Below are 25,656 nucleotides of genomic sequence, written 5' to 3'. Positions count from 1 at the left end.
TAAGGGCCAGTCCAGGGCCAGTCCAGGGTTGCTGCGCTTGAAACCGGGTTGCTGAATGCCCAAGTGATATACGCGAACAGGAGGGGATCGCGGCTGCCGCTTACGGGGCCTGATCTTCTTGCCAAGAACAAGGATTATCCATGACCGAGCAACTGAACCAATCCTATCCGGTGCTGCCGCTGCGCGACATTGTCGTGTTCCCGCATATGATCGTGCCGCTTTTTGTCGGGCGCGAGAAATCGGTGCGCGCACTGGAAGAGGTGATGGCGGATGACAAGCAGATCCTGCTGTCGAGCCAGATCGACCCTGCGGTGGATGAGCCGGAGGTCGAGGGCATCTATTCCGTAGGGGTGCTCGCCAATGTGTTGCAGCTTCTGAAGCTGCCCGACGGCACCGTGAAAGTGCTGGTCGAAGGGCAGGCACGGGTGAAGATCACCGACTTCCTCGACAATGATAATTATTTCGAAGCCGAGGCAGAGCTGATCGAAGAACGCCCGGGAGATCCCGACGAGCTTGAAGCCTTGCTGCGCTCGGTGGGCGAAGATTTCGAACGCTACGCCAAGATCAAGAAAAACATCCCCGAAGAGGCGCTGGCCGCCGTGGCCGAGACGCGCACACCTGACAAGCTGGCTGACCTTGTGGCGGGTCATCTTGGCGTGGATGTGGATCAGAAACAGGACCTGCTTGAAACCTTCACCGTGTCCGAGCGGCTGGAAAAGGTCATGGGGCTGATGCAGGGGGAAATGTCCGTTCTGCAGGTTGAGAAGAAAATCAAGACCCGCGTGAAATCGCAGATGGAGCGCACCCAGCGTGAATATTACCTGAATGAGCAGATGAAGGCCATTCAGAAGGAGTTGGGCGATGGGGATGAAGGTCAGAACGAACTGACGGAACTCGAAGAGAAAATCGCCGAAACCAAGCTCTCGAAAGAAGCCCGCGAAAAGGCGGATGCCGAGCTGAAAAAGCTCAAGAACATGTCGCCCATGTCGGCCGAAGCCACCGTGGTACGCAACTATCTCGACTGGATGCTGGGTCTGCCGTGGGGCAAGAGATCCCGCGTGAAAAAAGACCTGCTGAACGCGCAGAAGGTGCTCGATCAAGACCATTACGGGCTTGAGAAGGTCAAGGAACGCATTGTCGAATATCTGGCCGTGCAGCAACGTTCGAAAAAGCTGAAAGGCCCGATCATGTGCCTTGTCGGCCCGCCGGGTGTGGGGAAGACGTCGCTTGGCAAATCGGTCGCCAAGGCCACGGGGCGCGAGTTCATTCGCATCTCGCTGGGCGGCGTACGTGACGAAAGCGAAATTCGCGGCCACCGCCGGACCTATATCGGGTCCATGCCCGGCAAGATCATCCAGGCGCTGAAAAAGGCGAAAACCACCAACCCGCTGATCCTGCTCGATGAAATTGACAAGATGGGGCAGGATTTCCGGGGTGATCCCGCGTCTGCGATGCTGGAAGTGCTGGACCCGGAACAGAACTCGACTTTTGTCGATCACTATCTCGAGGTCGAATATGACCTGTCGGATGTGATGTTCCTGACCACGGCCAACAGCTACAACATGCCGGGCCCGCTTCTGGACCGGATGGAGATCATTCCGCTGTCGGGCTATACCGAGGAAGAAAAGCTTGAGATTGCACGCCAGCATCTGGTGCCGCAGCAGATCAAGGATCATGGGCTGAAGGCGAAAGAGTTCTCGCTGACCGATGATGCCCTGAGTGATGTGATCCGCTATTACACCCGCGAGGCGGGCGTTCGGAACCTGAAGCGCGAGATTGGCAAACTGGCCCGCAAGGCGGTTACCAAAATCGTGAAGCGTGAGGTTGAAGCGGTGGATGTGACCCCTGAGGCATTGTCTGACCTGCTCGGGGTGCGGCGCCATCGCTATGGTCTGGCCGAGAAGGAAGATCAGGTCGGTGTCGTGACCGGGCTGGCTTATACCTCGGTTGGTGGCGACCTTCTGTCGATCGAAGCCCTGCGTCTGCCGGGCAAAGGCCGGATGAAGACCACCGGGAAACTGGGCGACGTGATGAAAGAGTCGATTGATGCGGCCTCGTCCTATGTGCGTTCCATCGCCCCTGAAATCGGGGTGAAACCGCCGCAGTTTGAAAAATGGGACATCCACGTGCACGTGCCGGATGGGGCCACGCCAAAGGATGGTCCTTCGGCGGGTCTGGCCATGGTCACGTCAATTGTCTCGGTGCTGACCGGCATTCCGGTGCGCAAGGACATTGCCATGACCGGAGAGGTCAGCCTGCGCGGCAATGCGCTGGCCATTGGTGGTTTGAAAGAAAAGCTGCTGGCGGCGCTGCGTGGTGGGATCAAGACGGTTCTGATCCCCGAGGAGAACGAAAAGGACCTGCCGGATTTGCCGGACAGCGTGAAGGATGGTCTGGAAATTATCCCGGTAAACCATGTGTCGGATGTTCTGAAACTGGCTTTGACCCGGACACCGGAACCGGTGGAATGGGATGAAGCCGCGGAAGAGGCCGCCGCCGCGCTTGCCAGCAAACCGGGCAGCACCAGCCAGACCGCGCATTGATCTGGACGGGCAGGGGCCCATCCGTTTTATGTGCTTGTGACACCCTTTCAGTGGCGCGCCCGGTTTGGGCGCGCCACTTGAATTTTTGCTCTAAAAAATGCTTGGAGCTGGATTTGTTAATGTTTTTGCTCTAACTTATTCCCAATCAGAAACAATCATGAACCGAGCAGAGCAATGGCGACAAAGTCGAAAAAAACCACCCGCACCAAAAATACAAAAGCGTCTGCGGAAAAGGTGGCGAAGGTGACAAAGACGTCGAAGGCAAGTCCAAAACCTGCAAGCCCGGTTGTTGCACCTGACCCCGCCCTGGACGCCGCAGTGAAAAAGGTTGCCACCTCGACACGCAGCGCAGCTGTAGAGGCCCCCGCGACGACCACGCCCACACAGGTGTCTGGTGTCACACGGTCCATTGCGGCGAAAGGTGTCAATAAGAAAGAACTGGTGCGCCGGGTGGCAAAGCGTGCTGACCTGCGTCCCAATCAGGTGCGTGCGGTGACCGAAGCGGTGCTTGAGGAATTGGGGCTGGCGCTCTCGAACAGTGAAGAACTGAAACTGCCGGGGCTTGGAAAGATGCAGGTCAAGCGCAGCAAGGATGTTGGAGCGGCGGATGTTCTGATCTGCAAGCTGCGCCGTAAAAAGGATGAAAATTCTGACAATGACCCTCTTGCGCCTGCAGCCGAGTGACGGTAAATAGCCCCTCGTTGGGTGATTAGCTCAGTGGTAGAGCGCTTCGTTCACATCGAAGATGTCAGGAGTTCAAATCTCTTATCACCCACCATATCATTTTGAGAAAAAAGCGCGTAGAATCAACGAGATGGTTCCGCGCCTTTTTTGATTTCCATGGTAACGCCTCTGAGGTTCCATGGTAACTCTGCCACATTTCTAGCAACTCAAGGCGTGGGATTTCCTTTCAGGAAGATTTCAAGAAACATGCGGCCGTTCTCTTTATGTTCCTTGAAGTGAGTCGCAAAGTATGGTATGTTTCCGAACATAACCTAATTGCCAGGGGCAGTCTGGTTTGACGCCGGGGGCGTCCTGATATCCACAAAAACACTGGAAACACGATTGACACAATTCACGTTGTCTCGTGCGTACATCCGTGAAGCGACAGGCTGGCGCTATCACCGCGTGCGCAAGCTGATTGAGCAACCTTATCGACTGGAAAGTCATTCTGATCCCTCAGGCCCAAAGGGCGGAGGGCAGACAGAACGTTTTCGGTTGGGCGACGTGATTGCTCGATGCCGCGACAAATGCTCGTTCGATGAACTCACCATGCCCCCAATTCTGATGGCGTCTGGTCTTCCTCTCGGCAATCGCTCTCGCCGCCATCGTCATTTGTTGGCTATGACGCCTGAGCCTAGGGTGCCTCAGGTCGATCTGAGGCGCATACGGGTTTTATGTCGTGTTTATATGCACTTGCGGACCGCTATAAGGCGCAAAAGGTCGTAAAAAGCGCCCTGAATTAAAACTTAAAATCTCTAGGCCGTATAGGCCGTGCCGGTTCGGGTCCGACCGCGGGTACCACAATTAATCCGGCATCATATTGACCTGTAACATATTGGCCAGAAATCCCGCCACTTCCGGTTGCGCCACGTCAAAGCGCGCGGCAGGATGTTGTGTGAGGATAAGCCATGACCCATGCAGATCCCACAGCGCCTGATGGCGCGCGTGCCGCCCAACGCATTTTCCATACGGAGGATGTGACCAAGATCTATCGCACAGGGATGGTCGAGGTGCATGCCCTGCGCGGCGTGAATGTCGAGCTGTTTTCCGGTGAGTTCACCGTGCTGCTCGGGGCGTCCGGCTCGGGGAAATCCACCCTTCTCAATATCCTTGGCGGGTTGGACCATGTCACCTCTGGCCGGGTCTGGTTTCGTGATCAGGAGCTGACAGCAATGGGGGATCGTGCGCTGACGCGCTATCGCCGCGATCATGTCGGCTTTGTTTTTCAGTTCTACAATATCGTGCCCTCTCTGACGGCGCGCGAAAACGTGGCGCTGGTGACGGAAATTGCACCGAACCCCATGTCCCCGGAAGAGGCGTTAGAGCGGGCCGGGCTTGCCCACCGGATGAACCATTTTCCGGCGGAGCTGTCCGGGGGGGAGCAGCAGCGCGTGGCCATTGCGCGTGCCATTGCCAAACGCCCTGAGATCCTTTTGTGTGACGAACCGACCGGGGCGCTGGACAGCAAGACCGGGGTGCAGGTGCTCGAGGCGCTGGAGCAGATCAACCGTGATCTGGGCACAACCACCGTGGTGATCACCCATAATGCCGGCATTCAGGCTATGGCACACCGGGTGATCCGATTTGCAGATGGCACGATCAGTTCGGTCAGCCTGAACAAAACCCGCCTTGCGCCCGCAGAAATTTCCTGGTGATCCAATGGCCCCACTTGATCGCAAATTGCTGAGGGATCTGGCCCGTCTCTGGTCGCAGAGCCTGGCGATTGCCCTTGTGCTGGCGGTCGGGGTGGCGATCCTGGTGATGATGGCCGGGGCGGAACGGGCGCTGCGGGAAACACGCGACACGTTTTACGAACGCAACCAGTTTGGTCAGGTCTTTGCCACGGTGACCCGTGCCCCTCTTGAGGTTCTGGATCGGGTGCGCGCCCTTCCCGGTGTTGCCGTCGCCGAGGTACGGGGGCGTCGGAATGTCGTGCTGGATATCGAAGATATGCGGGCGCCGGGCGCCGGGATGCTGCTGTCGTTGCCTGCTGGCACCTCTCCTCGTCTGAACAAGCCCAGCCTGACCACCGGACGTATGCCGCTTCTGGGCAGAACGGGCGAAGTGGTGGTCAATGAAACCTTCGCAAAGGCACATGGGTTTCAGCCCGGTGACAGGTTTCATGCCCTGTTCAACGGCCAGCGACATGCGCTGACCATCGTGGGCACGGCCCTTTCGCCGGAGTTCATCTATACGATCGGTCCTGGCGCCTTCATGCCGGATGACAAACGGTTCGGGGTGATCTGGATGGAAGAGGCGGTGCTTGCCTCGGCCTTCAACCTGACCGGTGCCTTCAACGACATCAGCCTGTCGGCGGAACCTGGCGCGGATTTGCAGGACATCCTGCGCCGGCTTGATCTGATCCTCGCGCCCTTTGGGGGCACCGGCGCTTATCTGCGCAAGGATCAGCAATCGCATATGTTTCTGGATGCCGAACTGACCCAGCTGGCCAGCATGGTCAAAGTGGTGCCGCCGATTTTTCTGATCGTCTCGGCGTTTCTGGTCAACATGGTTCTGGGGCGGCTGGTTGCGCTGGAGCGTGAACAGATCGGGCTGCTCAAGGCGCTGGGCTATAACAGTGCGGAAATAGTCTGGCACTATGTCAAACTGGCGCTCGCGATTGGAGCGTTTGGGGTTTTGATCGGCTGGGCGTTTGGCCTGTGGGCGGGGCAGGGGATCGCCCGGCTTTATGCGGATTTCTTCCACTTTCCCTATCTGGTGTTTTTGCCCTCTCCCCCGGTCTATGCGCTGGCTGGGCTGGCGGGCCTGATGGCTGCGGCACTGGGGGCGGTCTTTGCTGTGCGTAACGTTGTGTTTCTCAGCCCCGCCGTTGCCATGTCCCCACCCGCTCCGCTGAAGTTCCGAAAGGGGCTTGCGGACCGGATGATCAATTGGTTGCGTCTCAGCCAGACCAGCATGATGATCTGGCGCTCCCTGTCTCGCTGGCCCCTGCGCGCAGGGCTGACCACTCTGGGCATCGCCACTTCGGCGGCGGTGATGGTGGCGGCGCTGTTCATGTTCGATGCGATGGACGCGCTTTTGGACAAGTCGTTTGTCCAGCTCAACCGTCAGGACGTTGTGCTGAGTTTCACAAATGAGCGCCCGCAATCTGTCGTGGAGGATGTGGACCATCTGCCGGGGGTTCTGGTCAGCGAAAGCGTCTGGGCAATGCCGGTGCGCCTGACCCACGGTGCGCGCAGCAAACGCGCGGTTCTGGAGGCGCGCGAAGAAAACGCTGACCTGACGCGCCTGCTGTCGGAGCAGGGCCAGCCGCTGGACCCCGGAAGCGGGGTGATCCTGACGCGCCGACTGGCCGATCAGCTTGACCTTGCGCTGGGCGAAGACGTGACCCTGAATTTTCCCTTGCTTGGGACGGGCACCTCCCGACTGCCTCTGGTGGGGTATGCCGATCAGGGTTTTGGGATGGGGGCCTATGTCAGCCCGCATGTCTTGTCGCGTTTGACCGGGCAGGCGGTGCGGGTCACGCAGGCCAACCTGCTGATTGATCAAGATCAGCGCGACGCTTTCTATCAAGTGGCCAAGACCACGCCAGCCCTTTCGGGAATGGTGGAAATGGCCGCGATCCGGCAAAGTTTTACCGATACGATTGCCCAGAATGCCGGAATGATGACCACCATCAACTCGATCATGGCGGCGCTCATTGCGGTGGGGGTTGTCTATAACGCTGCACGGATCCAGCTGTCTGAGCGGGCACGGGAACTGGCCAGCCTGCGCATCCTTGGCTTTACCAAGGCCGAGGTCAGCTACATTCTGATGGGAGAGCTGGCCCTTCTGACCTGCCTCGCAATTCCTATCGGGCTGATGATGGGCCGCGGGCTGGCGGCACTTATGGCGGTTGGATTTGAAAGCGATCTCTACGCGATCCCACTGCATATTGCGCGTGGGACCTATGTGCGGGCCGCCTGGGTTGTGGCGCTCGCCTCCGTGCTGTCTGCCGCTGTGGTGTGGCGGCGCATTGACCAGATGGAACTGGTGTCTGTCATGAAAACAAGGGAGTAACCCGAATGTCTGGACGTGAAAACACAAAGATCTGGCGCAAGTTCGGGCTGGGATCCCTGGCCGTGATCGGGATTGTGGCGCTGATCTATCTGGTCAGCCGCCCCGAAGCCGTCCCGGTGGATCTGGCTGAGGTGGGGCGCGGACCGCTGGAGGTGACCATCAATGCCGAGGGGCAGACTAGGATCCGCGATATCTATGACCTGTCCGCCCCGGTAACAGGCCAGATGGACCGCAGCCCTCTGCGGGTCGGGGATATGGTGGTGGCCGGGGAAACGCTTGTGGCGCGCATCGCCCCCGGCGCGCCTGCGTTTCTCGATGACCGGTCCCGCGCTCAGGCCGAAGCCGCCGTGGCCCAGGCCAAAGCCGCGTTGCAACTTGCCCGTTCAAACATCGCCATGGCAGAGGCGGATCTGGGCCATGCACAGGTCAATCTCAGCCGCCTCGTGGATCTTCATGCACGTGGCACCGCCCCGCAAACCCAGCTTGATGCGGCAGAGCTGTCGCTGGACCTTGCGGCGGCCAAGCTTGATGCGGCCCATGCCCAGTATGAAATGCGCAAAGGTGAGCTGGCCGCACAGACCGCGACCCTGATCGAACCCGCAAGCGGGTGGGGCGATGAGGACAGGTCCTCATGTTGTCTGGACCTGCTGGCCCCGGTATCCGGCACCGTGCTGAGCATCGCCCATGAAAGCGCGCGTATGGTGCAGGTGGGGACACCGATCCTGTCCATTGGCGAGACGAGTGACCTTGAAATTACGGCGGATCTCCTCTCTTCGGATGCGGTGCGGCTGACGCTCGGTGCGCGTGCCTATGTTGAACGCTGGGGGGGGGGAGAAACCCTGATGGCACACCTTCGGGTAATCGAACCCTCTGGTTTCACAAAGATTTCTGCGCTGGGCATTGAAGAACAGCGGGTCAAGGTGCGGTTGGATTTCGACAGTCCGACCGAGGCGAGAGCGGCGCTTGGACATGGGTTCCGCACCTATCTGCGCATTGTCGAATGGTCGGCAGATGACGTGTTGCGTGTGCCGGTCTCGGCGTTGTTCAGATCTGGGGGGGAATGGGCGGTTTTCGTGGCAGAAAACGGTTTGGCTCATTTGCGGAAGGTGGTGATTTCACATCGAAATGAGGATTTTGCCGAAGTGATAGAGGGCCTGCTTGAAGGGGAGCAGGTCGTCACCCATCCCGGTGACCGTGTGGGCCACGGGGTATTGATCACTGACCGGGCTTTGCTTGCGGGGGACTAGATCTTTCCGCTTACAAGCTGATTGACAGAGCTGACAGGAATCAGGCAGGTATTTGTTATCCGCAGCGATGGCGTCGCTGCACCGGGCCTGCGTCACGGATCCTTGGGAGGTTACCCAGCCGTTTGATCCGCCGCAGTTCCCCGACCGGAGATCAACTGTCCTGAACGCCGGGGCATTGATTGGCCGGGCATGACCATTCCCAAACCCATCCCGGCCTCGGATATGGAGATGCTTATGCTACGTCCTCAGTTCTTTGTCTGTGAAAACGGGGAAAAAGCCCCGCTGCCCTTTTCAAATACCGAATATGAACGCCGGCTGTCGCAACTGCGCGCCATTATGGCGGCGAAAGGGATCGAGGCCGCCCTGTTCACCTCAATGCACAATATCGCCTATTATTCGGGCTTTCTGTATTGCTCCTTTGGGCGCCCTTACGGCTGTGTGGTCACCGCTGACCGCTGCACCACGATCAGCGCCAATATTGATGCAGGGCAACCGTGGCGGCGCAGCTTTGGCGACAACGTGATCTACACTGATTGGGAGCGAAACAATTACTGGCGCGCCGTGCGAGAGGTTGCCGGTGGCGCAAGGCAGATCGGGATCGAAGGTGACCATCTGACACTGGCCCAGCAGGCGCTTGCGAAAGAGTTCCTGCAAGGTGCCGCGCTTGTCGACATTGCCGCAGACACGATGCAGGCGCGGATGATCAAATCCGCAGAAGAGATCGCGCTGATCCGCGACGGGGCGCGGGTGGCGGACATTGGTGGCGCCGCAATTCGCGACGCGATACGCGTGGGCGCCCGCGAGATTGACATTGCCATGGCCGGACGGGATGCGATGGAAGAGGAGATCTCCCGCGCGCATCCCGACAGCGAAATCCGTGACAGCTGGGTCTGGTTTCAGTCCGGTATCAATACGGACGGTGCCCACAACCCGGTGACCACGCGCCGACTGGAAGCAGGCGACATCCTGTCCCTGAACACGTTTCCGATGATCTCGGGCTATTACACCGCTTTGGAACGCACGCTGTTCATTGGTGAGCCGGACCGCGACAGTCTGCGCATCTGGGAGGCCAATGTAGCTGCGCATGAACTGGGGTTGAGCCTGATCAAACCGGGGGCGAGTTGCTCGGGCATTACGGCCGAAATCAACAGGTTTTTTGAAAGTGAGAACCTGCTGCAATATCGCTCCTTTGGCTACGGGCACTCGTTTGGCGTTCTGTCGCATTACTATGGGCGTGAGGCGGGGCTGGAGCTGCGTGAAGACATCGACACGGTGCTGGAGCCCGGAATGGTGGTCTCGATGGAGCCGATGTTGTTCCTGCCGGAGGGCAAGCCGGGGGCAGGGGGATACCGCGAACATGATATTCTTGTCGTGGGTGAAGCGGGGGCCGAGAACATCACCGGCTTCCCCTATGGCCCGGAACACAACATTGTTCCGACATGCTCATGAAGTTTCGGGCCTGTTTCGTCTCAGATGGTGCCTGATACCCTTTAAGATGAAGCGATGGTGTTGCTGTCACTACTTAGGGTTGTCTGAATTTTGATTCGAGATCAAAATCTTTGCAATCTCGCAAGAAAATATCAAAAATCAGGGTGGGGGCGGCAATATGATTATTTCCAATAAAGCTTGACGGAAATGTATCATTGGATCCAATCATCGCCAATGCCTTGTCGTTAATGGACAAAAGACGTCGCTTTCCTGTTGCAATCTGTCCGCGCTTCGTGTTGGCTTTGTCTTACGCACCAAAAGGCTGCAGGGAAGAGCTGGGCTCAACTCCGGGACAGCCGAAAAAATAAGATGCCTGTGAAGCAAACGCAGGCGCTGCAACAGAGAGCCCGAAAACGGGTACAGGGGGGTCACTTGACCGATACTGCTGCGAACGACGGTTTCGTCGTATTTGATCGTGTTCAGAAAAGCTATGACGGGGTTAACCTGGTCGTGAAAGACCTCAACCTGTCCGTGGGGAAGGGCGAGTTCCTGACCATGCTCGGGCCGTCCGGATCCGGGAAAACCACCTGCCTGATGATGCTGGCAGGGTTTGAAACCGCAACCCATGGCGACATTCTGCTGGACGGTCGTCCGATCAACAATATTCCGCCACACAAGCGCGGCATTGGCATGGTTTTCCAGAACTACGCTCTGTTTCCGCATATGACGATTGCCGAAAACCTCGCCTTCCCGTTGGAGGTGCGCAAAATGGGCAAATCCGAGCGCGAAGCGAAGATCAAACGCGCGCTGGATATGGTGGAAATGGGCGCTTTCGGTGGTCGCCGCCCCGCCCAGCTTTCGGGCGGTCAGCAACAACGGGTCGCCTTGGCCCGTGCGCTGGTGTTCGAACCGGAACTGGTGCTAATGGACGAACCGCTGGGGGCGCTCGATAAACAGCTGCGCGAAAAGATGCAGTTCGAAATCACCCACCTGGCGCATCAGTTGGGGATCACCACGGTTTACGTGACCCACGACCAGACTGAGGCGCTGACCATGTCGGACAATGTCGCCGTGTTTGACGATGGCCGTATTCAGCAGCTGGCGCCGCCCGCGGATCTCTATGAAAAGCCGCAAAACAGCTTTGTGGCGCAATTCATTGGCGAAAACAATACTTTGGAAGGCGTTGTGACTGAGATTTCCGGCGATACCTGCGTGGTACGTTTGGATGATGGGGAAGAGCTTGACGCCACCCCGATCAACGTCTCGAAAGTGGGCGAGCGCACCAAAGTGTCGATCCGCCCCGAGCGTGTTGAATACAATAAGGATCGCCTGCAGGAAGGCGCTCATACCCTCAAGGCCGAAGTGCTTGAGTTCATTTATATGGGTGACATTTTCCGCACCCGTCTGCGCGTGGCCGGTAATGAAGACTTCATTATCAAGACCCGCAACGCCCCTGATGTTGATCGTCTGGTCCCGGGCCAGCAGATCGAAATCGGCTGGCTTCCGCAGGATTGCCGCGCGCTGGACGCCTAAGATATTGCCTTTGCCGCCTTCGGGGCCGCTGGGTGCCCGATGGGTGGCAACGGTGAACAGTCCGGGGCCACGCTGCCGCCCGTCTGCCGGCCCCAAGAAAATTACGGGAATGTAACAGGGAGAAAAATATGAAAGTAGCTAAGTTTCTTGCGGCCTCGACGGCACTGACCGTTGCCGCTGGCGTTGCAAATGCCGAAGAAATGTCAAACGAATTGACCCTCGTGTCCTGGGGCGGTGCCTATCAGGAAAGCCAGCACAAGGCCTATGTTGAACCCTATCTGGCGATGAACCCGGGCCTGACCGTGACCTGGGACACCTCGTCGGCAGAAGCCGTGGCCAAAATGCGCGCCATGGATGAAGCTAAGAATGTGACCTGGGATCTGGTGGATGCCGTGGCCTCGGACTCGATGCGCCTGTGCGACGAAGGTCTGGCAGAAGAGCTGAACCATGACGAGGTGCTGGCCGCTGCCCCCGATGGCACCCCGGCATCCGAAGATATGGATCCGCTGATCGTATCTGACTGTTTTGTTCCGCAGATCGTTTATTCGACCACCTTCGGCTATCGCACCGATATGGTGGGGGACACCCCGCCGACTGATGTCTGCGCGATCTTCGACACGGCCACCTATCCGGGTAAGCGTTCGCTGCAAAAACGCCCGATCGACAATATGGAATGGGCTCTCTATTGCGACGGCGTTGCCAAGGACGAGATCTATGACGTGCTGGGCACCGACGAAGGTGTAGACCGTGCGTTCAAGAAGCTCGACAGCATCAAGTCGGACGTTGTCTGGTGGACTGCTGGTGCAGAAACCCCGCAGCTGCTGGCTGACGGCGAAGTGGTGTTCGGCTCAACCTTCAACGGTCGCCTGTTCTCGGCCATTGCCGAGCAGAACCAGCCGATTGGTATGCTCTGGGACATGCAGTCGTTTGACCTTGATGGTTGGGTGCTGCCCGCCAACCTGCCGGCAGATCGCCGTGCCCGTGCGCTGGACTTCCTGAAGTTCGCCACCGACACCCAGCGTCTGGCAGATCAGGCCGCCTACATCTCCTACGGTCCGTCGCGTAAGTCGTCGGCTCCGCTGGTGGGTAAACACGCGGAACTGGGCATCGACATGGCGCCGCACATGCCGACCGATCCTGCCAACTCTGGCAACATTCACGTCTATGACTACGAATGGTGGGCAGACAACCGCGACGATCTGAACGCGAAGTTTGAAGCCTGGCTGGCCAAGTAATTCCAGCTTTCGAAGGGGGCTGCGCCGCAGTATGCGGCCCCCTTCACCCTGCGGTCCGAATTCCAGATGCCAATTGGCGCCGCGTGATTTTCTTTATTTTCCAGACCTTTCGTTAGTCACTTTCGACATGCTGCAACAAAACAAAAAGGCGTAAGCCGACAGGGATGATATGAGCGATATGACAGATACCGGCCCGGTTCTGGCCGCAGACGGGACCCCACTCAAGCGCAGCTTGGCGCGTGCGCTCAGGCGGCAGAAAATGCGCGCCCTGATGCTGATCGCTCCTCTGCTGATCTTTATTCTGGTCAGTTTCATTCTGCCTGTGGGCGATATGCTCTATCGCTCGGTCAAAAACGACATCGTGGCCAACACTTTGCCGCGCACGGTTGTGGCCATCCAGGATTGGGATGCGAATTCAGGCGAGTTGCCAAGTGAAGCGGTCTATGCCGCGATGGCGGCGGATCTGAAAGACGCAGCCGAGGCGAAGACCCACACAAAGGTCGGCACACGTCTGAACTATGAAAACCCCGGTATCGCGTCGGCCTTCCGCAAGGCGGGCCGCAAGGCCAAGAAATTTGATATCGAAAATGGCGGCCCGTGGAAAGAAGAACTGATCGGTCTGAACAAGGCATGGGCGGACACCGAGGTCTGGCGCACCATTCAGACCTATTCGCCGCGTGTCACGCAGGGCTATTTCCTGAATGCCGTTGACATGCGGGTCGGGCCGGATGGGGCCGAAGCGCGTCCCGAAGACGAACAGATCTACATGAATCTGCTGGGGCGCACCCTTTGGATGTCTTTGCTGATCACATTCAGCTGTATCATGCTGGCCTATCCGGTGGCCTGGATCCTGGCCAATCTGCCGATGCGGATCTCGAACCTTCTGATGATCCTGGTGCTGCTGCCGTTCTGGACCTCGCTTCTGGTGCGGACCTCGGCCTGGAAAATCCTGCTGCAGCAACAGGGGGTGATCAATGACCTGCTGGTTTGGGTCGGGTTTATCGCAGATGACAGTCGTCTGGTCATCATCAACAACCAGACCGGGACCATCATTGCGATGACCCATATTCTGCTGCCCTTCATGATCCTGCCGATGTATTCGGTGATGCAGACCATTCCGCCCAGCTATCTGCGGGCCGCGAAATCTCTGGGGGCCACCGACTGGACCGCGTTCTGGAGGGTTTATTTCCCGCAGACGGTGCCGGGTATCGGCGCGGGCTCGATCCTCGTCTTCATCCTCGCGATCGGTTACTACATCACGCCGGCGCTGGTTGGTGGCACCAAGGGCACCTTCATTTCGAACCAGATTGCCTACCATATCTCGACCTCGCTCAATTGGGGTCTGGCAGCGGCACTGGGCGCCATTCTCCTCGCGGTCGTGCTGGTCCTTTATTGGGCCTATGACAAGATCGTGGGCATCGACAACGTGAAACTGGGATAAACACTATGGGACTTCCTCCTTATGCCTCCACCGGCCAACGGATCTGGTACTATACGTTCCGGTTCATCTGCGGTCTGATCTTCTTTTTCCTTATTGCACCGATTGTGGTGGTGATCCCGCTGAGCTTCAACGCACAGGATTTCTTCACCTTCACACCGGAAATGCTACGCCTGGATCCTGATGGCTATTCGCTGAAACACTACCGCGATTTCTTCTCGAATGCGGATTGGCAATCGTCGCTGTGGAACTCGGTGCGGATCGCACCGGTGGCGACGCTTCTGTCGGTGGGCTTTGGGACGCTGGCGGCAATCGGCCTCAGCCAGCCGCATGTGCCATACCGACGCGCGATCATGGCGATCCTGATTTCGCCGATGATCGTGCCCCTGATCATCTCGGCGGCGGGGATGTATTTCTTCTATTCCCGTCTGGGCTTGCAGGGGACGTATTGGGGTGTGGTGCTGGCCCATGCCGCGCTGGGGATCCCGTTTGTGATCATTACGGTGACCGCAACGCTGGTGGGCTTTGACCGCTCTCTGACACGGGCTGCGGCGAATATGGGCGCCGATCCGGTGACCACGTTCTTCCGGGTGCAGATGCCGCTCATTCTGCCCGGCGTGATTTCCGGGGCCCTCTTTGCCTTCATCACCTCGTTTGACGAAGTGGTTGTGGTGCTGTTTGTTGGCTCTGCCGGTCAGAAAACCCTGCCTTGGCAGATGTTCCTGGGCCTGCGCGAGCAGATCTCTCCGACCATTCTGGCGGTGGCCACCATCCTCGTGGTGATCTCGATTGCCCTGCTGACCACCGTGGAACTGCTGCGTCGCCGGTCTGAGCGCCTGCGTGGTATGTCACCCGGTTAATCCAGGGTCATAAATCCCAAAAGAAAACGGCGTCCCAAACCGGGGCGCCGTTTTGTGTTTAAGGTGTTTCCAGTCATCTCTGGGGGGCAACAATAACTCAAAACGCTATTGGGGAAATCAAGGTCAGGCGGGTGGGATGGAAAGGAATTGTTAACGCTTTTGCGCGATGCCTGACATTATGGTTCGTTTTGCACCCCAGCCCGATCTCGTTTTCCGGTGCCCCGCGCCCCGCAGCCCCTTGCGGCCCCCGGTGTGCCCCAGTAATCTCTGATGAGGTCGGCCCAGGACGGGCCAATACACGCGACTATGAAAGCAGGCAGAATGCACGACCCTATTGATCTTTACAACAACACCCTTGTCCCCATGGTGGTTGAGCAAACCTCGCGCGGGGAACGGGCTTATGATATTTTCTCGCGCCTTCTGAAAGAACGCATCGTGTTCGTGAACGGGCCGATTCATGATGGTATGTCGAGCCTGATCGTGGCGCAGCTTCTGCATCTCGAAGCGGAAAATCCGAAAAAAGAAATCTCGATGTATATCAACTCGCCCGGCGGCGTGGTGACCTCTGGCCTGTCGATCTATGACACGATGCAGTATATCAAACCGAAAGTGTCGACTCTGGTGATTGGTCAGGCCGCGTCGATGGGGTCGGTCCTGTCGGTGGCCGGCGAAAAGGGGATGCGGTTTTCCTTGCCGCATTCGCGCATCATGGTGCACCAGCCCTCGGGCGGATATCAGGGGCAGGCAACCGATATCATGATCCATGCGGCCGAGACCCAGAAGGTCAAGGATACCTTGCACCAGATCTATGTAAAACACACAGGCAACTCGCTGAAAAACGTGGAAAAAGCGCTGGAGCGCGACAACTTCATGTCACCGCAGGAGGCCAAGGATTGGGGACATATCGACGAGATCGTCGAGAACCGCCCCAAGACAGATGACGAGTAACTTGAGGTGAGGCAGCCCATTTGCTGCCTGTGATGAAAAAGGCCATGTGGAAAATCGCATTGTGCCCAACCGGCCCCTGTCCTAAGCTAAAGGCGCAGGGGCCGGTTCAGGCCCGAACGGGCATTTCAAGTTTCGGGCGTAGGCCCTAGGGAAGACAAGATGGCGAATAATTCCTCCGGTGACAGCAAAAACACCCTCTATTGTTCTTTCTGCGGAAAGAGCCAGCACGAGGTGCGTAAGCTGATTGCTGGTCCCACCGTATTCATCTGTGATGAATGCGTCGAACTTTGCATGGACATTATTCGTGAGGAAACCAAATCCTCTGGTCTCAAGGCCGCGGATGGGGTTCCGACACCGCAGGAAATCTGCGGGGTTCTGGACGATTACGTGATCGGTCAGGCCCATGCAAAACGCGTGCTCGCCGTGGCCGTGCACAACCATTACAAACGTCTGAACCATGCGGCGAAATCCGGTGAGGATATCGAACTGGCCAAGTCGAACATCCTGCTGATTGGCCCAACGGGCTGTGGTAAAACCCTTCTGGCCCAGACGCTTGCCCGTATTCTGGATGTGCCCTTCACCATGGCGGATGCGACGACACTGACGGAGGCCGGTTATGTGGGCGAGGATGTGGAAAACATCATCCTCAAGCTGCTTCAGGCCTCGGAATACAATGTCGAACGTGCGCAGCGCGGTATTGTCTATATTGATGAGGTCGACAAGATCACCCGCAAATCCGACAATCCTTCGATTACCCGTGACGTGTCGGGCGAGGGGGTGCAGCAGGCGCTTCTGAAAATCATGGAAGGCACGGTTGCCTCCGTGCCGCCGCAAGGTGGGCGCAAACATCCGCAGCAGGAATTCCTGCAGGTCGACACGACCAATATTCTTTTCATTTGCGGTGGCGCATTTGCCGGCCTCGACCGGATCATTGCCCAGCGTGGCAAAGGGTCTGCCATTGGGTTTGGTGCCGAAGTGAAGGGGGATGATGCCCGCGGCGTGGGTGAGATTTTCAAGGAACTGGAGCCGGAAGACCTTCTGAAATTCGGGCTGATTCCCGAATTTGTCGGGCGTCTGCCGGTGATTGCAACGCTGGAAGATCTGGATGCAGACGCGCTGGTCACGATCCTGACCGCGCCGAAAAACGCCCTGGTGAAACAGTATCAACGCCTGTTTGAACTGGAAGAGGCGCAGCTGACCTTTACCGAAGATGCGCTCACCGCCATTGCCAAACGCGCGATCGAGCGCAAAACCGGTGCGCGGGGCCTGCGTTCGATCATGGAAGATATCCTGCTCGATACAATGTTCGAACTGCCGGCCTTGGAAAATGTGGATGAAGTTGTGGTCAATGAAGAGGCCGTCACCTCGGATGCGTCGCCGCTGATCATCTACGCAAAAGGGGAACAGGAAGGCGCCTCTGCCAGCTGACAAGCCCCTGAGAGCCAATATGAAAGCCACCCTTTGCAGGGTGGCTTTTGCGTTGCAGGGATCAGGTGAGGGGAAAACAGCGCAGAGCCAGTCAAATCAAAGCAAAGCACTGGACCTTTGCACGTCTTTGCGCCATATGAGGTTGAGAGAAAGCGGAGATTGACATGCGGCTACTGTCCCTTCTGACCTGGTATCACGGCGAAACCATCGGCACCTGGCTCTTTACCCGGCGCAAAGGCGTCAAGGTGGGGGAAGATGAGCAGGGGAATGTGTTTTACCGCAACAAGGATGACAGCCGCCGCTGGGTGATCTTCAAAGGGGAACCTGAGGCAAGCCGCGTAAGCCCGGATTGGCACGGCTGGCTGCACCGCACCTTTGATAACTGCCCGTCCGAGGCACCGCTTGAGCATAAAGGCTGGGAAAAACCCCATCAGGACAACCTGACCGGGTCGCCGGCCGCCTATGCACCGGCTGGATCGCTGCGTCAGGCACAACCGGCTGAACGTCGCGATTATGAGGCCTGGCAGCCGGAATAACCCGCGCTATCGCAGACAGAAACGGGGGCGAGATGAGCCAATCCCACACCACCGAAGTAATCACCGGCGGCGTCGTTCTGGCAGCCGCCGTGGCCTTTTTGGTCTATGCGGGGCAAATTGTCGGAATTTCCGGTAGCAGCCACCTCGACAGTTATTCCGCCTCTTTCCGATCTGCTGACGGGATTTCGATTGGCACGGATGTGCGCCTTGCTGGTGTGAAAGTAGGGCAGATCACGGGTATTTCGCTGAACCCGAAAACTTTCCGGGCCGAAGCGGCGTTTTCCGTGCAATCTGATGTGGCGCTTCCCGAAGACACGGCTGTCATCATTTCGTCCGAAGGCCTGCTGGGGGGCTCCTATGTGGAACTTCTGCCGGGGGGCTCTCCGTTCAATCTTGAGCCAGGTGCGGAGATTGAAGATACGCAGGGGGCGGTCAGCCTGGTCCAGCTTTTGATGAAATTCGTCTCCGATGGTGGAGGGGAGAAGTGATCTTTCGCGCATTTGTCAGTGCAATTGCCCTGCTGGCCCCGCTGGCGGCAACAGCCCAGACGGCAAAGGCACCTGGTGCCATGCTGCGCGGTCTGGATAAGATTTCTGGCAGCTACGAGGATTTTTCACTGAACGCCGGTGAAACAGTTCTGCTTGGCAAATTGCAGATCACCCTGGGGGAATGCCGCTATCCGACCGACAACCCGTCAGGTGATGCTTTCGCCTGGTTGGTTGTGCGGGATGGAAATTCAGAGAAGACCGCCTTTGAGGGCTGGATGATTTCCTCAAGCCCCGGGCTGAACGGCCTGGATCATCCGCGCTATGATGTCTGGGTGCTGCGCTGCACCACCGAATAAGCGTCCGGTAATGGGCGGGACGTCAGGCTTGCCCGGCTTCCAAGGGCTTTCGACAAACGCTCATGATAGTCGGCGCGCGGGATTTCGATCGCTCCGAGGCTGGCCAGATGTGGCGTCAGGAACTGCGTATCAAAGAGCTTGAATCCGCAATCTTCCAGATGCCTGGTCAGGTAGGCGAGGGCAATTTTTGATGCGTCCCGGCGGCGCGAAAACATGCTTTCACCAAAAAAGGCAGCCCCCAGAGTGACGCCATAGACGCCCCCCGCCAGCGTATGGCCATCCCAGAGTTCAAGGGAATGGGCATGCCCCATCTGATGCAAGTCACAATAGAGCGCAAAAATCTCGTCGTTGATCCAGGTTTCATCGCGATCTGCGCAGCCCTTCACGACGCCCGCGAAATCCCGGTTCAGGGTCACGGTCAGTGGTGATTTTTGGATGGTGCGGCGGAGGGATCGCGAAAGGTGAAAGCCGCCGTTCGGAAAGATACCGCGCTCGCTCGGGTCGACCCAGAAAATCTCTGGGTCGTCCCGGCTTTCTGCCATTGGAAACACGCCCATTGCGTAGGCGCGCAACAATAATTCAGCGGTGAGTGGGGGAGGGGCCAAAGCCCTTACCCCATGTTTTCGTCAAGCCAGCGTTCAAGCCAGTGAATGTTGTATTCCCCGGAATGAATGTCGGCCTCTTCCAGCAGGGCGTGGAACAGCGGCACGGTTGTGTCGATGCCGTCAATCACCAGCTCTCCCAAGGCGCGATGCAGGCGCGACAGAGCTTCGGTCCGGTCGCGGCCATGAACGATCAGCTTGCCAATCAGCGAGTCGTAATAGGGCGGGATCGAGTAGCCATCATAAAGCGCAGAATCCATGCGCACCCCAAGGCCACCCGGAGCATGATACTGGGTGATTTTGCCCGGGCTGGGGGTGAAGTTGGGCAGACGCTCCGCATTCAGGCGCACTTCGATGGCGTGCCCGTTTACCTCAAGCTCGTCCTGTCCGAAGGAGAGTTTCATCCCCTCGGCAACGCGAATCTGTTCACGCACAAGGTCAACGCCGAAAATGGCCTCGGTCACCGGGTGTTCCACCTGCAGGCGGGTGTTCATTTCGATGAAATAAAACTCGCCATCTTCATAGAGGAATTCGATTGTGCCGGCGCCGGAATAGCCCATTTCGGCAATGGCATTGGCACAGATCGACCCGATACGTGTGCGGTCTTCCGGGGTGATGCAGGGGCCGGGGGCCTCCTCGAACACTTTCTGGTGACGTCGCTGCAACGAGCAGTCACGTTCAGCCAGATGCACCCCACCGCCTTGGCCGTCGCCAAAGACCTGCACCTCGATGTGACGCGGTTTCTGGAGGTATTTCTCCATGTAAACCTCGTCATTGCCAAAGGCGCTTTTGGCCTCTGAACGGGCAGTCGAGAAGGCCATTTCGATATCGGCTTCGGTTTCAGCCACTTTCATGCCGCGGCCGCCGCCACCAGCAGTGGCCTTGATGATCACCGGATACCCCATATCCGCCGCCACTTTGCGAGCGGTTTCAATGTCCGGGACGCCACCGTCTGAACCGGGAACCACCGGGATGCCCAGCTTGATCGCTGTTTCCTTGGCGGTGATTTTGTCGCCCATCATGCGGATATGTTTGGCCGAGGGGCCAATAAAGGTGATCTCGTGGTCTTCCAGACATTGCACGAAATTGGCATTTTCCGACAGGAAACCATAGCCTGGATGCACGGCCTGTGCGCCGGTGATTTCGCAGGCCGCGATAATGGCCGGGATCGAGAGATAGCTGTCGGTGCCCGGCGGTGGGCCGATGCAGACGCTTTCATCGGCCATCCGCACATGCATGGCATCGACGTCAGCCGTGGAATGCACGGCGACGGTCTTGATGCCCATTTCGCGGGCCGCACGGATCACGCGAAGCGCGATCTCGCCGCGGTTGGCGATCAGGATTTTATCGAATTGGGCCATGATCCGCCCCTTATTCAATAATCATGAGGGGGGCGCCGAATTCTACCGGAGCGCCGTCCTCGACCAGGATCCGTTTCACTTTGCCCGCACGCGGGGCAGGGATCTGGTTCATGGTTTTCATGGCTTCGACGATCAGCACGGTCTGGCCTTCCGACACGGTGTCGCCAACGCTGACAAAGGAAGGGGCACCCGGTTCAGGTTGCAGATAGGCGGTGCCGACCATGGGCGAAGGAACCGCGCCGGGATGGTTTGCGGGATCGTCCGAAACGGCCGGTGCCTCGGTTGCGGCGGGAGCCGCGGCAGGGGCTGCAGCTGCAGGAGCAGGCGCGGCCGCGACAGCAGGCGCCATCTGGGTGATCACTTCTTTGGCGCGGCTGACGCGCACATTCAGGCTGTCGTTTTCGCCGTAATCGCGCATGACTTCCAGCTCCGTCAGGTCGTTTTCCTGAAGCAGCTTGGCCAGAGCTTCGATAAAGGCCACATCGGTTTCGTGGTTTTTCTTGGACATGGGTCCTCGCCTTATTTCCGTGCCCGCGTTGGGGCGGGTCATCACTATCTGCCTACATATAGAGCGTGACGTAGGGGGAGAAAAGCGCGAACCCCACCAAAATTGAATTTTGGCGGGGTCATTGCGTGTGAAACGGGCCGATTAAGGCGTTTCGGGGGGCACTTAAAACATATGTTTATTCTGCGCGCCCCCACGAGCATGGGTATCTCTTGCGGCGTTTCGCTTTTTCCCTGCCTCAGGGTGAAAGTCAAAACGTTTCGGGGATTTCTCAATCGTGATGATGGCGACCGGCGCCTCAAACTGGCATGCCATCATTTGTGGTCGGGGCTCTGGTCAGCGTGGCAGCCTGTTGCGAGGTCTGGGCTGGCAGTTGTTCCGGCTCAACCATGGAAATAGCGCGCGTCGGGGCCGATCTATTGGTCTCATGTGCGTCCAATTGTTGGGATTGGGAAGACGGAACATCCCTTACCTCATTGGGTGCCCTGTTTTGAAGCTCCGAGGACGCCTGAGCTGTATCCTGAGAAACATCAGGGCGCACCCCGTCCGCATCGCGTTCTTTTGAGCGGGCCATTTCTAGGCGTGCAAGGATATTGTGCAGATCCTGTTCCACCTCAAGCAAAGTGATCTGAAAGGTCGGCGGTGGACCTGTTGGCGTCTTTGGGTCTTCCAGCCGTTCCTGATGCGCCAGCCTTTTGCGCGCGTCCTGGGCCAGATCTGAGCGACCCTCACCATTGGCGGTGTTGGAGTCCATACGTGTTCCATCGCTGGCCGGGCTGGGATCAACCTGAGCGACGGCTGGCGGTTCGCGCACCGGCGCATGTGCTGCGAGCGTGGCTTGCGCACTGATCGGTGATGGTGCCGAAATATCCATTTTCTGCTCCGTTTCTCACGAAGCCCCCACTTGCTAAAAGATTAGAGATGGATGTCTTGCTCAAAAGTTAACTCTCCAGAGAAATCTGAACTTCTGGTTAATAAGCGTTATCTTAAAGCGTTTCCATATCACGTTAAAACGGCGTGATGGGGAAATGCCGCGTATCAAATTAGGGATGGTGGGTGTTTCCAGTTCTTGCTGTGATCCAACGATAACGGGAAGCGCTTTAGATAAGCGGGAGGTTCACTGCCCAGCCGTGGGCGGGGTCAGGGCTGCGCGATACATTTGTTCCAGAAAACGGGCGGCATCTTCGAAATGGGTGTCGCCTTGGGGCGCAAGGATTCCACGGACCTGCACATCGAAATCCGCATAATGCTGCGTCGTTGCCCAGATCGAAAAAATCAGGTGATGCGGATCAAGATCCGTCAGTTGACCCTGTTTGCACCACAGGGCGATCAACTTGGCCTTTTCATCCACAAGATGACGCACAGGCCCCTGAATTTGCGTAAGGATTCTGGGGGCGCCCTGAATAATCTCATTTGCAAAAAGGCGACTTTCGCGCGGTAGGGCGCGGGCAATTTCAAGCTTGCGCAGCACGTAGGCGATCAGTTCCTCTACCGGGTCCCCCTCCGGATCCAGCGCCTCCAGCGGTTCTTGCCAGTTTTCGAGCAATTGGGACAGAAGCGCGCCATGCACCGCTTCTTTTGACGGAAAATAGTAAAGCAGGTTGGGTTTTGAAAGCCCGGCCGCCTTGGCAATCTGGTCCAGCGTGGCACCGCGAAACCCATGTGCGGAAAACACATCCAGCGCGGCATTGAGGATGGCAGCGCGGTTGCGTTTCTGGATCCGGGTTTGCGGGGGCTGTGTCACCAGTCACTCTCCTTCTGGCTGGAAATAGCCTTGGCAATAGGGGTGAAAATTACGCGATTTTATAAGGGCATACCAGAGAATTTCGCGACAAGTTCGGGCAATTTCCGAGCGCCGAACTTTTGTAAAAGCCGGGCGCGATGGGCCTCGACAGTACGATAGCTGAGGTCGAGGGCGAGCCCGATTTCCTTGGATGTCTTGCCCTGGCAGGTCAGGATGGCCACCTCGCGTTCTCGGGCGGTCAATTCGACCACAGGCCGTTCGGCGGAAAGGTCGGCAAAGCTCCACACCCCTTGTTTGAAGGGGTCCTCAGGGGTCAGGGAGGTGCCACGCACCCGGCACCAAAACAATGCGCCGTTCAGGCGCCGCATGACGCGCTCATCTTCATAGCGCCCGGTTTCGCGCAGGATGTTCCCCCCAACGCGTGCGACCTTTTCATAATCCTTGAGCGAGGGGTAAAGCCGTTCCAGAGGCATCTCTGAAAAATCATCGACAGCGGCGCCAAACATCTCCGCAAAGCGCAGATTACATCGGCGAACGATGCGGTTTTCGGTCAGCGCCAGCCCGGTTGGCGCATGCATGAAAGCGATGTCCATTTGCGTCATTTCGCCATCCTGCCAGAGGTTTGCGGGTATTTCTACCTGATTGCGCCACCTTGCCCCGGAACGTGATACTCTTTGTCGTGAACAGGCCAAATGACAGGAGTGGAGCATGGTGCAAATTGTGGGTTGGGGCCATACCAAATTTGGCAAACTTGCGGATTTTGATCTTGAAGCATTGATCATCAGTGCAGGGCGCGAAGCGTTGGACCATGCGGGCGTGGCACCTGGGGATGTTGATGGCATCTGGCTTGGGCATTTCAACGGGGGCATGGTGGGGGATGGGTTTGCGGCGTCATTGGCGCTTGGCATCCATGATGATCTGCGTTTCACCCCCGCGACGCGGCTTGAAAATGCCTGTGCGTCCGGGGCAGCTGCGATCTTTGCCGCGCGCGATGCGATTGAAAGCGGGCGCGCCAAGATTGCCCTGGTGATTGGTGCGGAAAAGATGACCCACTTGCCCACAGCCGAGGTGGCGCGCGGTTTGGGGCATGCGGCCTATCAGGCCGAAGAGGCGGGAATGAGCTTTCCGCAGGTCTTTGCCGGATTTGCGCGGGCCTATTTTGACAAATACGGTGATCAGTCCGATGCGCTTGCGCAGATTGCTGTGAAGAATCACGCCAATGCAATGCGCAACCCACTGGCGCAGCTTCACAAGGAACTGTCCTATGAGTTCTGTGCCGGGGTGAGCGACAAGAACCCGATGGTGGCGGACCCGTTAACAGGTCGCTGAAATAGTCGCTGAGCCGGAACGCTTTCCCGTCGTCAGGTCCGGTTCGACTGAAGTGTCATGTCTGTCGGCGCGCCCACGGCTCGCTTCTGGGGCCATCTTTCCCTTCATACCGCCAGCAACCTCGGCAGCGGGGCAAGGTTGTTGGCGGCCATGGTCAGGATGAAGCGGGATCGGATGCGTTCGACGCCCCGATACATGGTCTGCGCCATGCCGCCGACGGTTTTGGCCCATCCGAACGGCTCTTCGATCTTCTTTCGGTGCTGCTGGGATAGAGCGTAGCCCTCGTGCCGGGTGGTTCGGCCATCGATTGCTGAAAATCTCGTTTTCTGGGCGACATGGGGCGTGACGCAGGCTTGGCGCAGGTCGGACACGAACCCGGCCGCGTCATATCCCTTGTCGGCACCCAGCGTCAGCTGTCGGGTTGATCCGGGGGAATGTCGATGGATCATGTCCAGTGCCGCCTTGCGCTCGGCATGACCGTCCATTGCCCGGCAGGCGATTGCGCAGCAATCTGCCGAGAGGGGCCTGGGTCAGATCACCCTGCACGACCAGCCCGTTGCGGTTCTCCATCAGAGTATGCCCCATGAAGCACAGCATGGCACCCGTGCCGGGGGATTTCTTGTAAAGGCGCGCATCCGGATCGGTGGTCGAGGCATGCGTCGCGTTCGAGCGCTTCTCGCCCTTGAAGTCGACCTCGGCATTGCGCTGGCGGTGAGAATTGCGGGGCATCGGGTCGGTCTCGGGTGTGGTCTCAGTGGCGGGAGGATCATCGGGTCCTTCATCGTCAGGCGGAGCGGCTTCAGCCTTGGGCTGGAAACTTTTCATCGACGCCCAGGCTTTCACCAAAGTTCCATCGACCGAGAAATGTTCGTCCGACAGCAGCGGCGCGACCTCGCGGTGCGCCAGGATCGCCGCCATTACCTTGCGCGACATTTCCGTGGTCAGAAGCCGGTCGCGGTTCTTGGTGAATACCGTGGGGACCCATACCGGATCGTCGATCCCGAGGCCCACAAACCAGCGAAACATCAGGTTGTAATCCATCTGTTCCATCAACTGCCGTTCGGAGCGGATCGAGAACAGGATCTGGAGCAAGCTCGCCCGGATCAGCCGTTCCGGCGGGATCGAGGGGCGGCCGAAATCCGTGTAAAGCACTTCGAATTCGCCATCGAGGCTGGCAAGCGCGTCATTCACCACCTGCCGGATCTTGCGCAGCGGGTGTCGCGGCGGGATGCGCTCCTCAAGATCGACATAGCTGAACAGCGACCCGCTCGTCTCGTCCGTTCCGCGCATCATACCCCCCCGCCGTAACCATCCCGGATGGTGAATCATGTT

21 protein-coding genes, 1 tRNA gene and 2 pseudogenes are annotated in these 25,656 nt (G+C 58.1%); 17 read left to right on the top strand and 7 right to left on the bottom strand.

What is annotated here, in order from left to right; all coding sequences use genetic code 11:
• Positions 1-140 precede the first annotated feature (140 nt).
• The 16 genes and pseudogenes from lon to AKJ29_RS06310 all read left to right on the top strand — a co-directional run bounded on the left by lon (position 141) and on the right by AKJ29_RS06310 (position 18,783).
• A complete protein-coding gene (lon, locus tag AKJ29_RS06385; protein ID WP_055189138.1) occupies positions 141-2,543 on the top strand; it encodes an endopeptidase La in 2,403 nt (800 codons plus the stop codon).
• 243 nt (positions 2,544-2,786) lie between these two features.
• Positions 2,787-3,227 carry an HU family DNA-binding protein gene (locus tag AKJ29_RS06380; protein WP_161805378.1) on the top strand — a complete coding sequence of 147 codons (441 nt, stop codon included), beginning with the start codon at positions 2,787-2,789 and terminating at the stop codon, positions 3,225-3,227.
• 19 nt (positions 3,228-3,246) lie between these two features.
• Positions 3,247-3,321, top strand: a tRNA-Val gene (locus AKJ29_RS06375).
• A gap of 853 nt (positions 3,322-4,174) precedes the next feature.
• Positions 4,175-4,921, top strand: a complete 747-nt coding sequence (locus tag AKJ29_RS06370) for an ABC transporter ATP-binding protein (protein ID WP_055189134.1) — start codon at positions 4,175-4,177, stop codon at positions 4,919-4,921.
• Positions 4,922-4,925: 4 nt separating this feature from the next.
• On the top strand, positions 4,926-7,286 hold the full coding sequence (locus AKJ29_RS06365) for an ABC transporter permease (protein ID WP_055189132.1): 2,361 nt from the start codon (positions 4,926-4,928) through the stop codon (positions 7,284-7,286).
• Positions 7,287-7,291: 5 nt separating this feature from the next.
• Complete coding sequence (locus AKJ29_RS06360) at positions 7,292-8,533, top strand: efflux RND transporter periplasmic adaptor subunit (RefSeq protein WP_074963671.1); 1,242 nt, start codon at positions 7,292-7,294, stop codon at positions 8,531-8,533.
• Positions 8,534-8,755: 222 nt separating this feature from the next.
• On the top strand, positions 8,756-9,982 hold the full coding sequence (locus AKJ29_RS06355; protein WP_055190421.1) for an aminopeptidase P family protein: 1,227 nt from the start codon (positions 8,756-8,758) through the stop codon (positions 9,980-9,982).
• Positions 9,983-10,393: 411 nt separating this feature from the next.
• Positions 10,394-11,494 carry an ABC transporter ATP-binding protein gene (locus tag AKJ29_RS06350; RefSeq protein WP_055189130.1) on the top strand — a complete coding sequence of 367 codons (1,101 nt, stop codon included), beginning with the start codon at positions 10,394-10,396 and terminating at the stop codon, positions 11,492-11,494.
• Between the two features lie 128 nt (positions 11,495-11,622).
• Positions 11,623-12,729 carry an extracellular solute-binding protein gene (locus AKJ29_RS06345; RefSeq protein ID WP_055189128.1) on the top strand — a complete coding sequence of 369 codons (1,107 nt, stop codon included), beginning with the start codon at positions 11,623-11,625 and terminating at the stop codon, positions 12,727-12,729.
• A gap of 169 nt (positions 12,730-12,898) precedes the next feature.
• Positions 12,899-14,170 carry an ABC transporter permease gene (locus tag AKJ29_RS06340; RefSeq protein WP_055189126.1) on the top strand — a complete coding sequence of 424 codons (1,272 nt, stop codon included), beginning with the start codon at positions 12,899-12,901 and terminating at the stop codon, positions 14,168-14,170.
• A gap of 5 nt (positions 14,171-14,175) precedes the next feature.
• Positions 14,176-15,027 (top strand): annotated as a pseudogene (locus tag AKJ29_RS06335) (ABC transporter permease); the annotation flags it as partial.
• Between the two features lie 321 nt (positions 15,028-15,348).
• A complete protein-coding gene (locus AKJ29_RS06330; RefSeq protein ID WP_055189122.1) occupies positions 15,349-15,975 on the top strand; it encodes an ATP-dependent Clp protease proteolytic subunit in 627 nt (208 codons plus the stop codon).
• Between the two features lie 159 nt (positions 15,976-16,134).
• A complete protein-coding gene (gene clpX / locus AKJ29_RS06325) occupies positions 16,135-17,403 on the top strand; it encodes an ATP-dependent Clp protease ATP-binding subunit ClpX (protein WP_055189120.1) in 1,269 nt (422 codons plus the stop codon).
• A gap of 164 nt (positions 17,404-17,567) precedes the next feature.
• On the top strand, positions 17,568-17,939 hold the full coding sequence (locus AKJ29_RS06320; protein ID WP_055189118.1) for an NADH:ubiquinone oxidoreductase subunit NDUFA12: 372 nt from the start codon (positions 17,568-17,570) through the stop codon (positions 17,937-17,939).
• Positions 17,940-17,971: 32 nt separating this feature from the next.
• Positions 17,972-18,427 (top strand): outer membrane lipid asymmetry maintenance protein MlaD, encoded by a 456-nt coding sequence (gene mlaD, locus AKJ29_RS06315; RefSeq protein WP_055189116.1) that lies wholly within the window; start codon positions 17,972-17,974, stop codon positions 18,425-18,427.
• Entirely contained in the window at positions 18,424-18,783 is a 360-nt protein-coding gene (locus AKJ29_RS06310; RefSeq protein ID WP_055189115.1) for a DUF2155 domain-containing protein, read from the top strand. The genes mlaD and AKJ29_RS06310 overlap by 4 nt, the downstream gene beginning before the upstream one ends.
• Here AKJ29_RS06310 and aat read toward each other — a convergent pair.
• The 6 genes from aat to AKJ29_RS06280 all read right to left on the bottom strand — a co-directional run bounded on the left by aat (position 18,747) and on the right by AKJ29_RS06280 (position 23,597).
• On the bottom strand, positions 18,747-19,388 hold the full coding sequence (gene aat / locus AKJ29_RS06305) for a leucyl/phenylalanyl-tRNA--protein transferase (protein ID WP_074963672.1): 642 nt from the start codon (positions 19,386-19,388) through the stop codon (positions 18,747-18,749). The two genes, AKJ29_RS06310 and aat, sit on opposite strands and share 37 nt — an antisense overlap.
• Positions 19,389-19,393: 5 nt before the next feature.
• The gene (gene accC / locus AKJ29_RS06300) at positions 19,394-20,746 is read right to left on the bottom strand and encodes an acetyl-CoA carboxylase biotin carboxylase subunit (protein ID WP_055189111.1); all 1,353 of its coding nucleotides are present in this window, start codon (positions 20,744-20,746) and stop codon (positions 19,394-19,396) included.
• A 10-nt stretch (positions 20,747-20,756) separates the two neighbouring features.
• Positions 20,757-21,254: an acetyl-CoA carboxylase biotin carboxyl carrier protein gene (gene accB / locus AKJ29_RS06295; protein ID WP_055189109.1), complete on the bottom strand. Its 498-nt coding sequence runs from the start codon at positions 21,252-21,254 to the stop codon at positions 20,757-20,759.
• 295 nt (positions 21,255-21,549) lie between these two features.
• Positions 21,550-22,125 carry a hypothetical protein gene (locus AKJ29_RS06290; protein WP_055189107.1) on the bottom strand — a complete coding sequence of 192 codons (576 nt, stop codon included), beginning with the start codon at positions 22,123-22,125 and terminating at the stop codon, positions 21,550-21,552.
• 243 nt (positions 22,126-22,368) lie between these two features.
• Entirely contained in the window at positions 22,369-22,995 is a 627-nt protein-coding gene (locus tag AKJ29_RS06285; protein WP_200909142.1) for a TetR family transcriptional regulator C-terminal domain-containing protein, read from the bottom strand.
• A 59-nt stretch (positions 22,996-23,054) separates the two neighbouring features.
• Positions 23,055-23,597, bottom strand: coding sequence for a helix-turn-helix domain-containing protein (locus AKJ29_RS06280; protein WP_082392538.1), 543 nt, complete (start codon positions 23,595-23,597; stop codon positions 23,055-23,057).
• Between the two features lie 106 nt (positions 23,598-23,703).
• Between AKJ29_RS06280 and AKJ29_RS06275 the strand changes: the two genes are divergently transcribed.
• The gene (locus tag AKJ29_RS06275) at positions 23,704-24,324 is read left to right on the top strand and encodes a thiolase family protein (RefSeq protein WP_055189101.1); all 621 of its coding nucleotides are present in this window, start codon (positions 23,704-23,706) and stop codon (positions 24,322-24,324) included.
• Between the two features lie 104 nt (positions 24,325-24,428).
• Here the strand turns inward: AKJ29_RS06275 and AKJ29_RS06270 are convergent.
• A pseudogene (locus tag AKJ29_RS06270) lies at positions 24,429-25,614 on the bottom strand (IS5 family transposase).
• Between the last annotated feature and the right edge of the window lie 42 nt (positions 25,615-25,656).

This window comes from Aliiroseovarius crassostreae (genome assembly GCF_001307765.1).
In the GTDB taxonomy this organism is placed as follows: domain Bacteria; phylum Pseudomonadota; class Alphaproteobacteria; order Rhodobacterales; family Rhodobacteraceae; genus Aliiroseovarius; species Aliiroseovarius crassostreae.
Note: the sequence above shows the minus strand (reverse complement) of the source record. Positions and strands in the feature narration are given on the sequence as shown.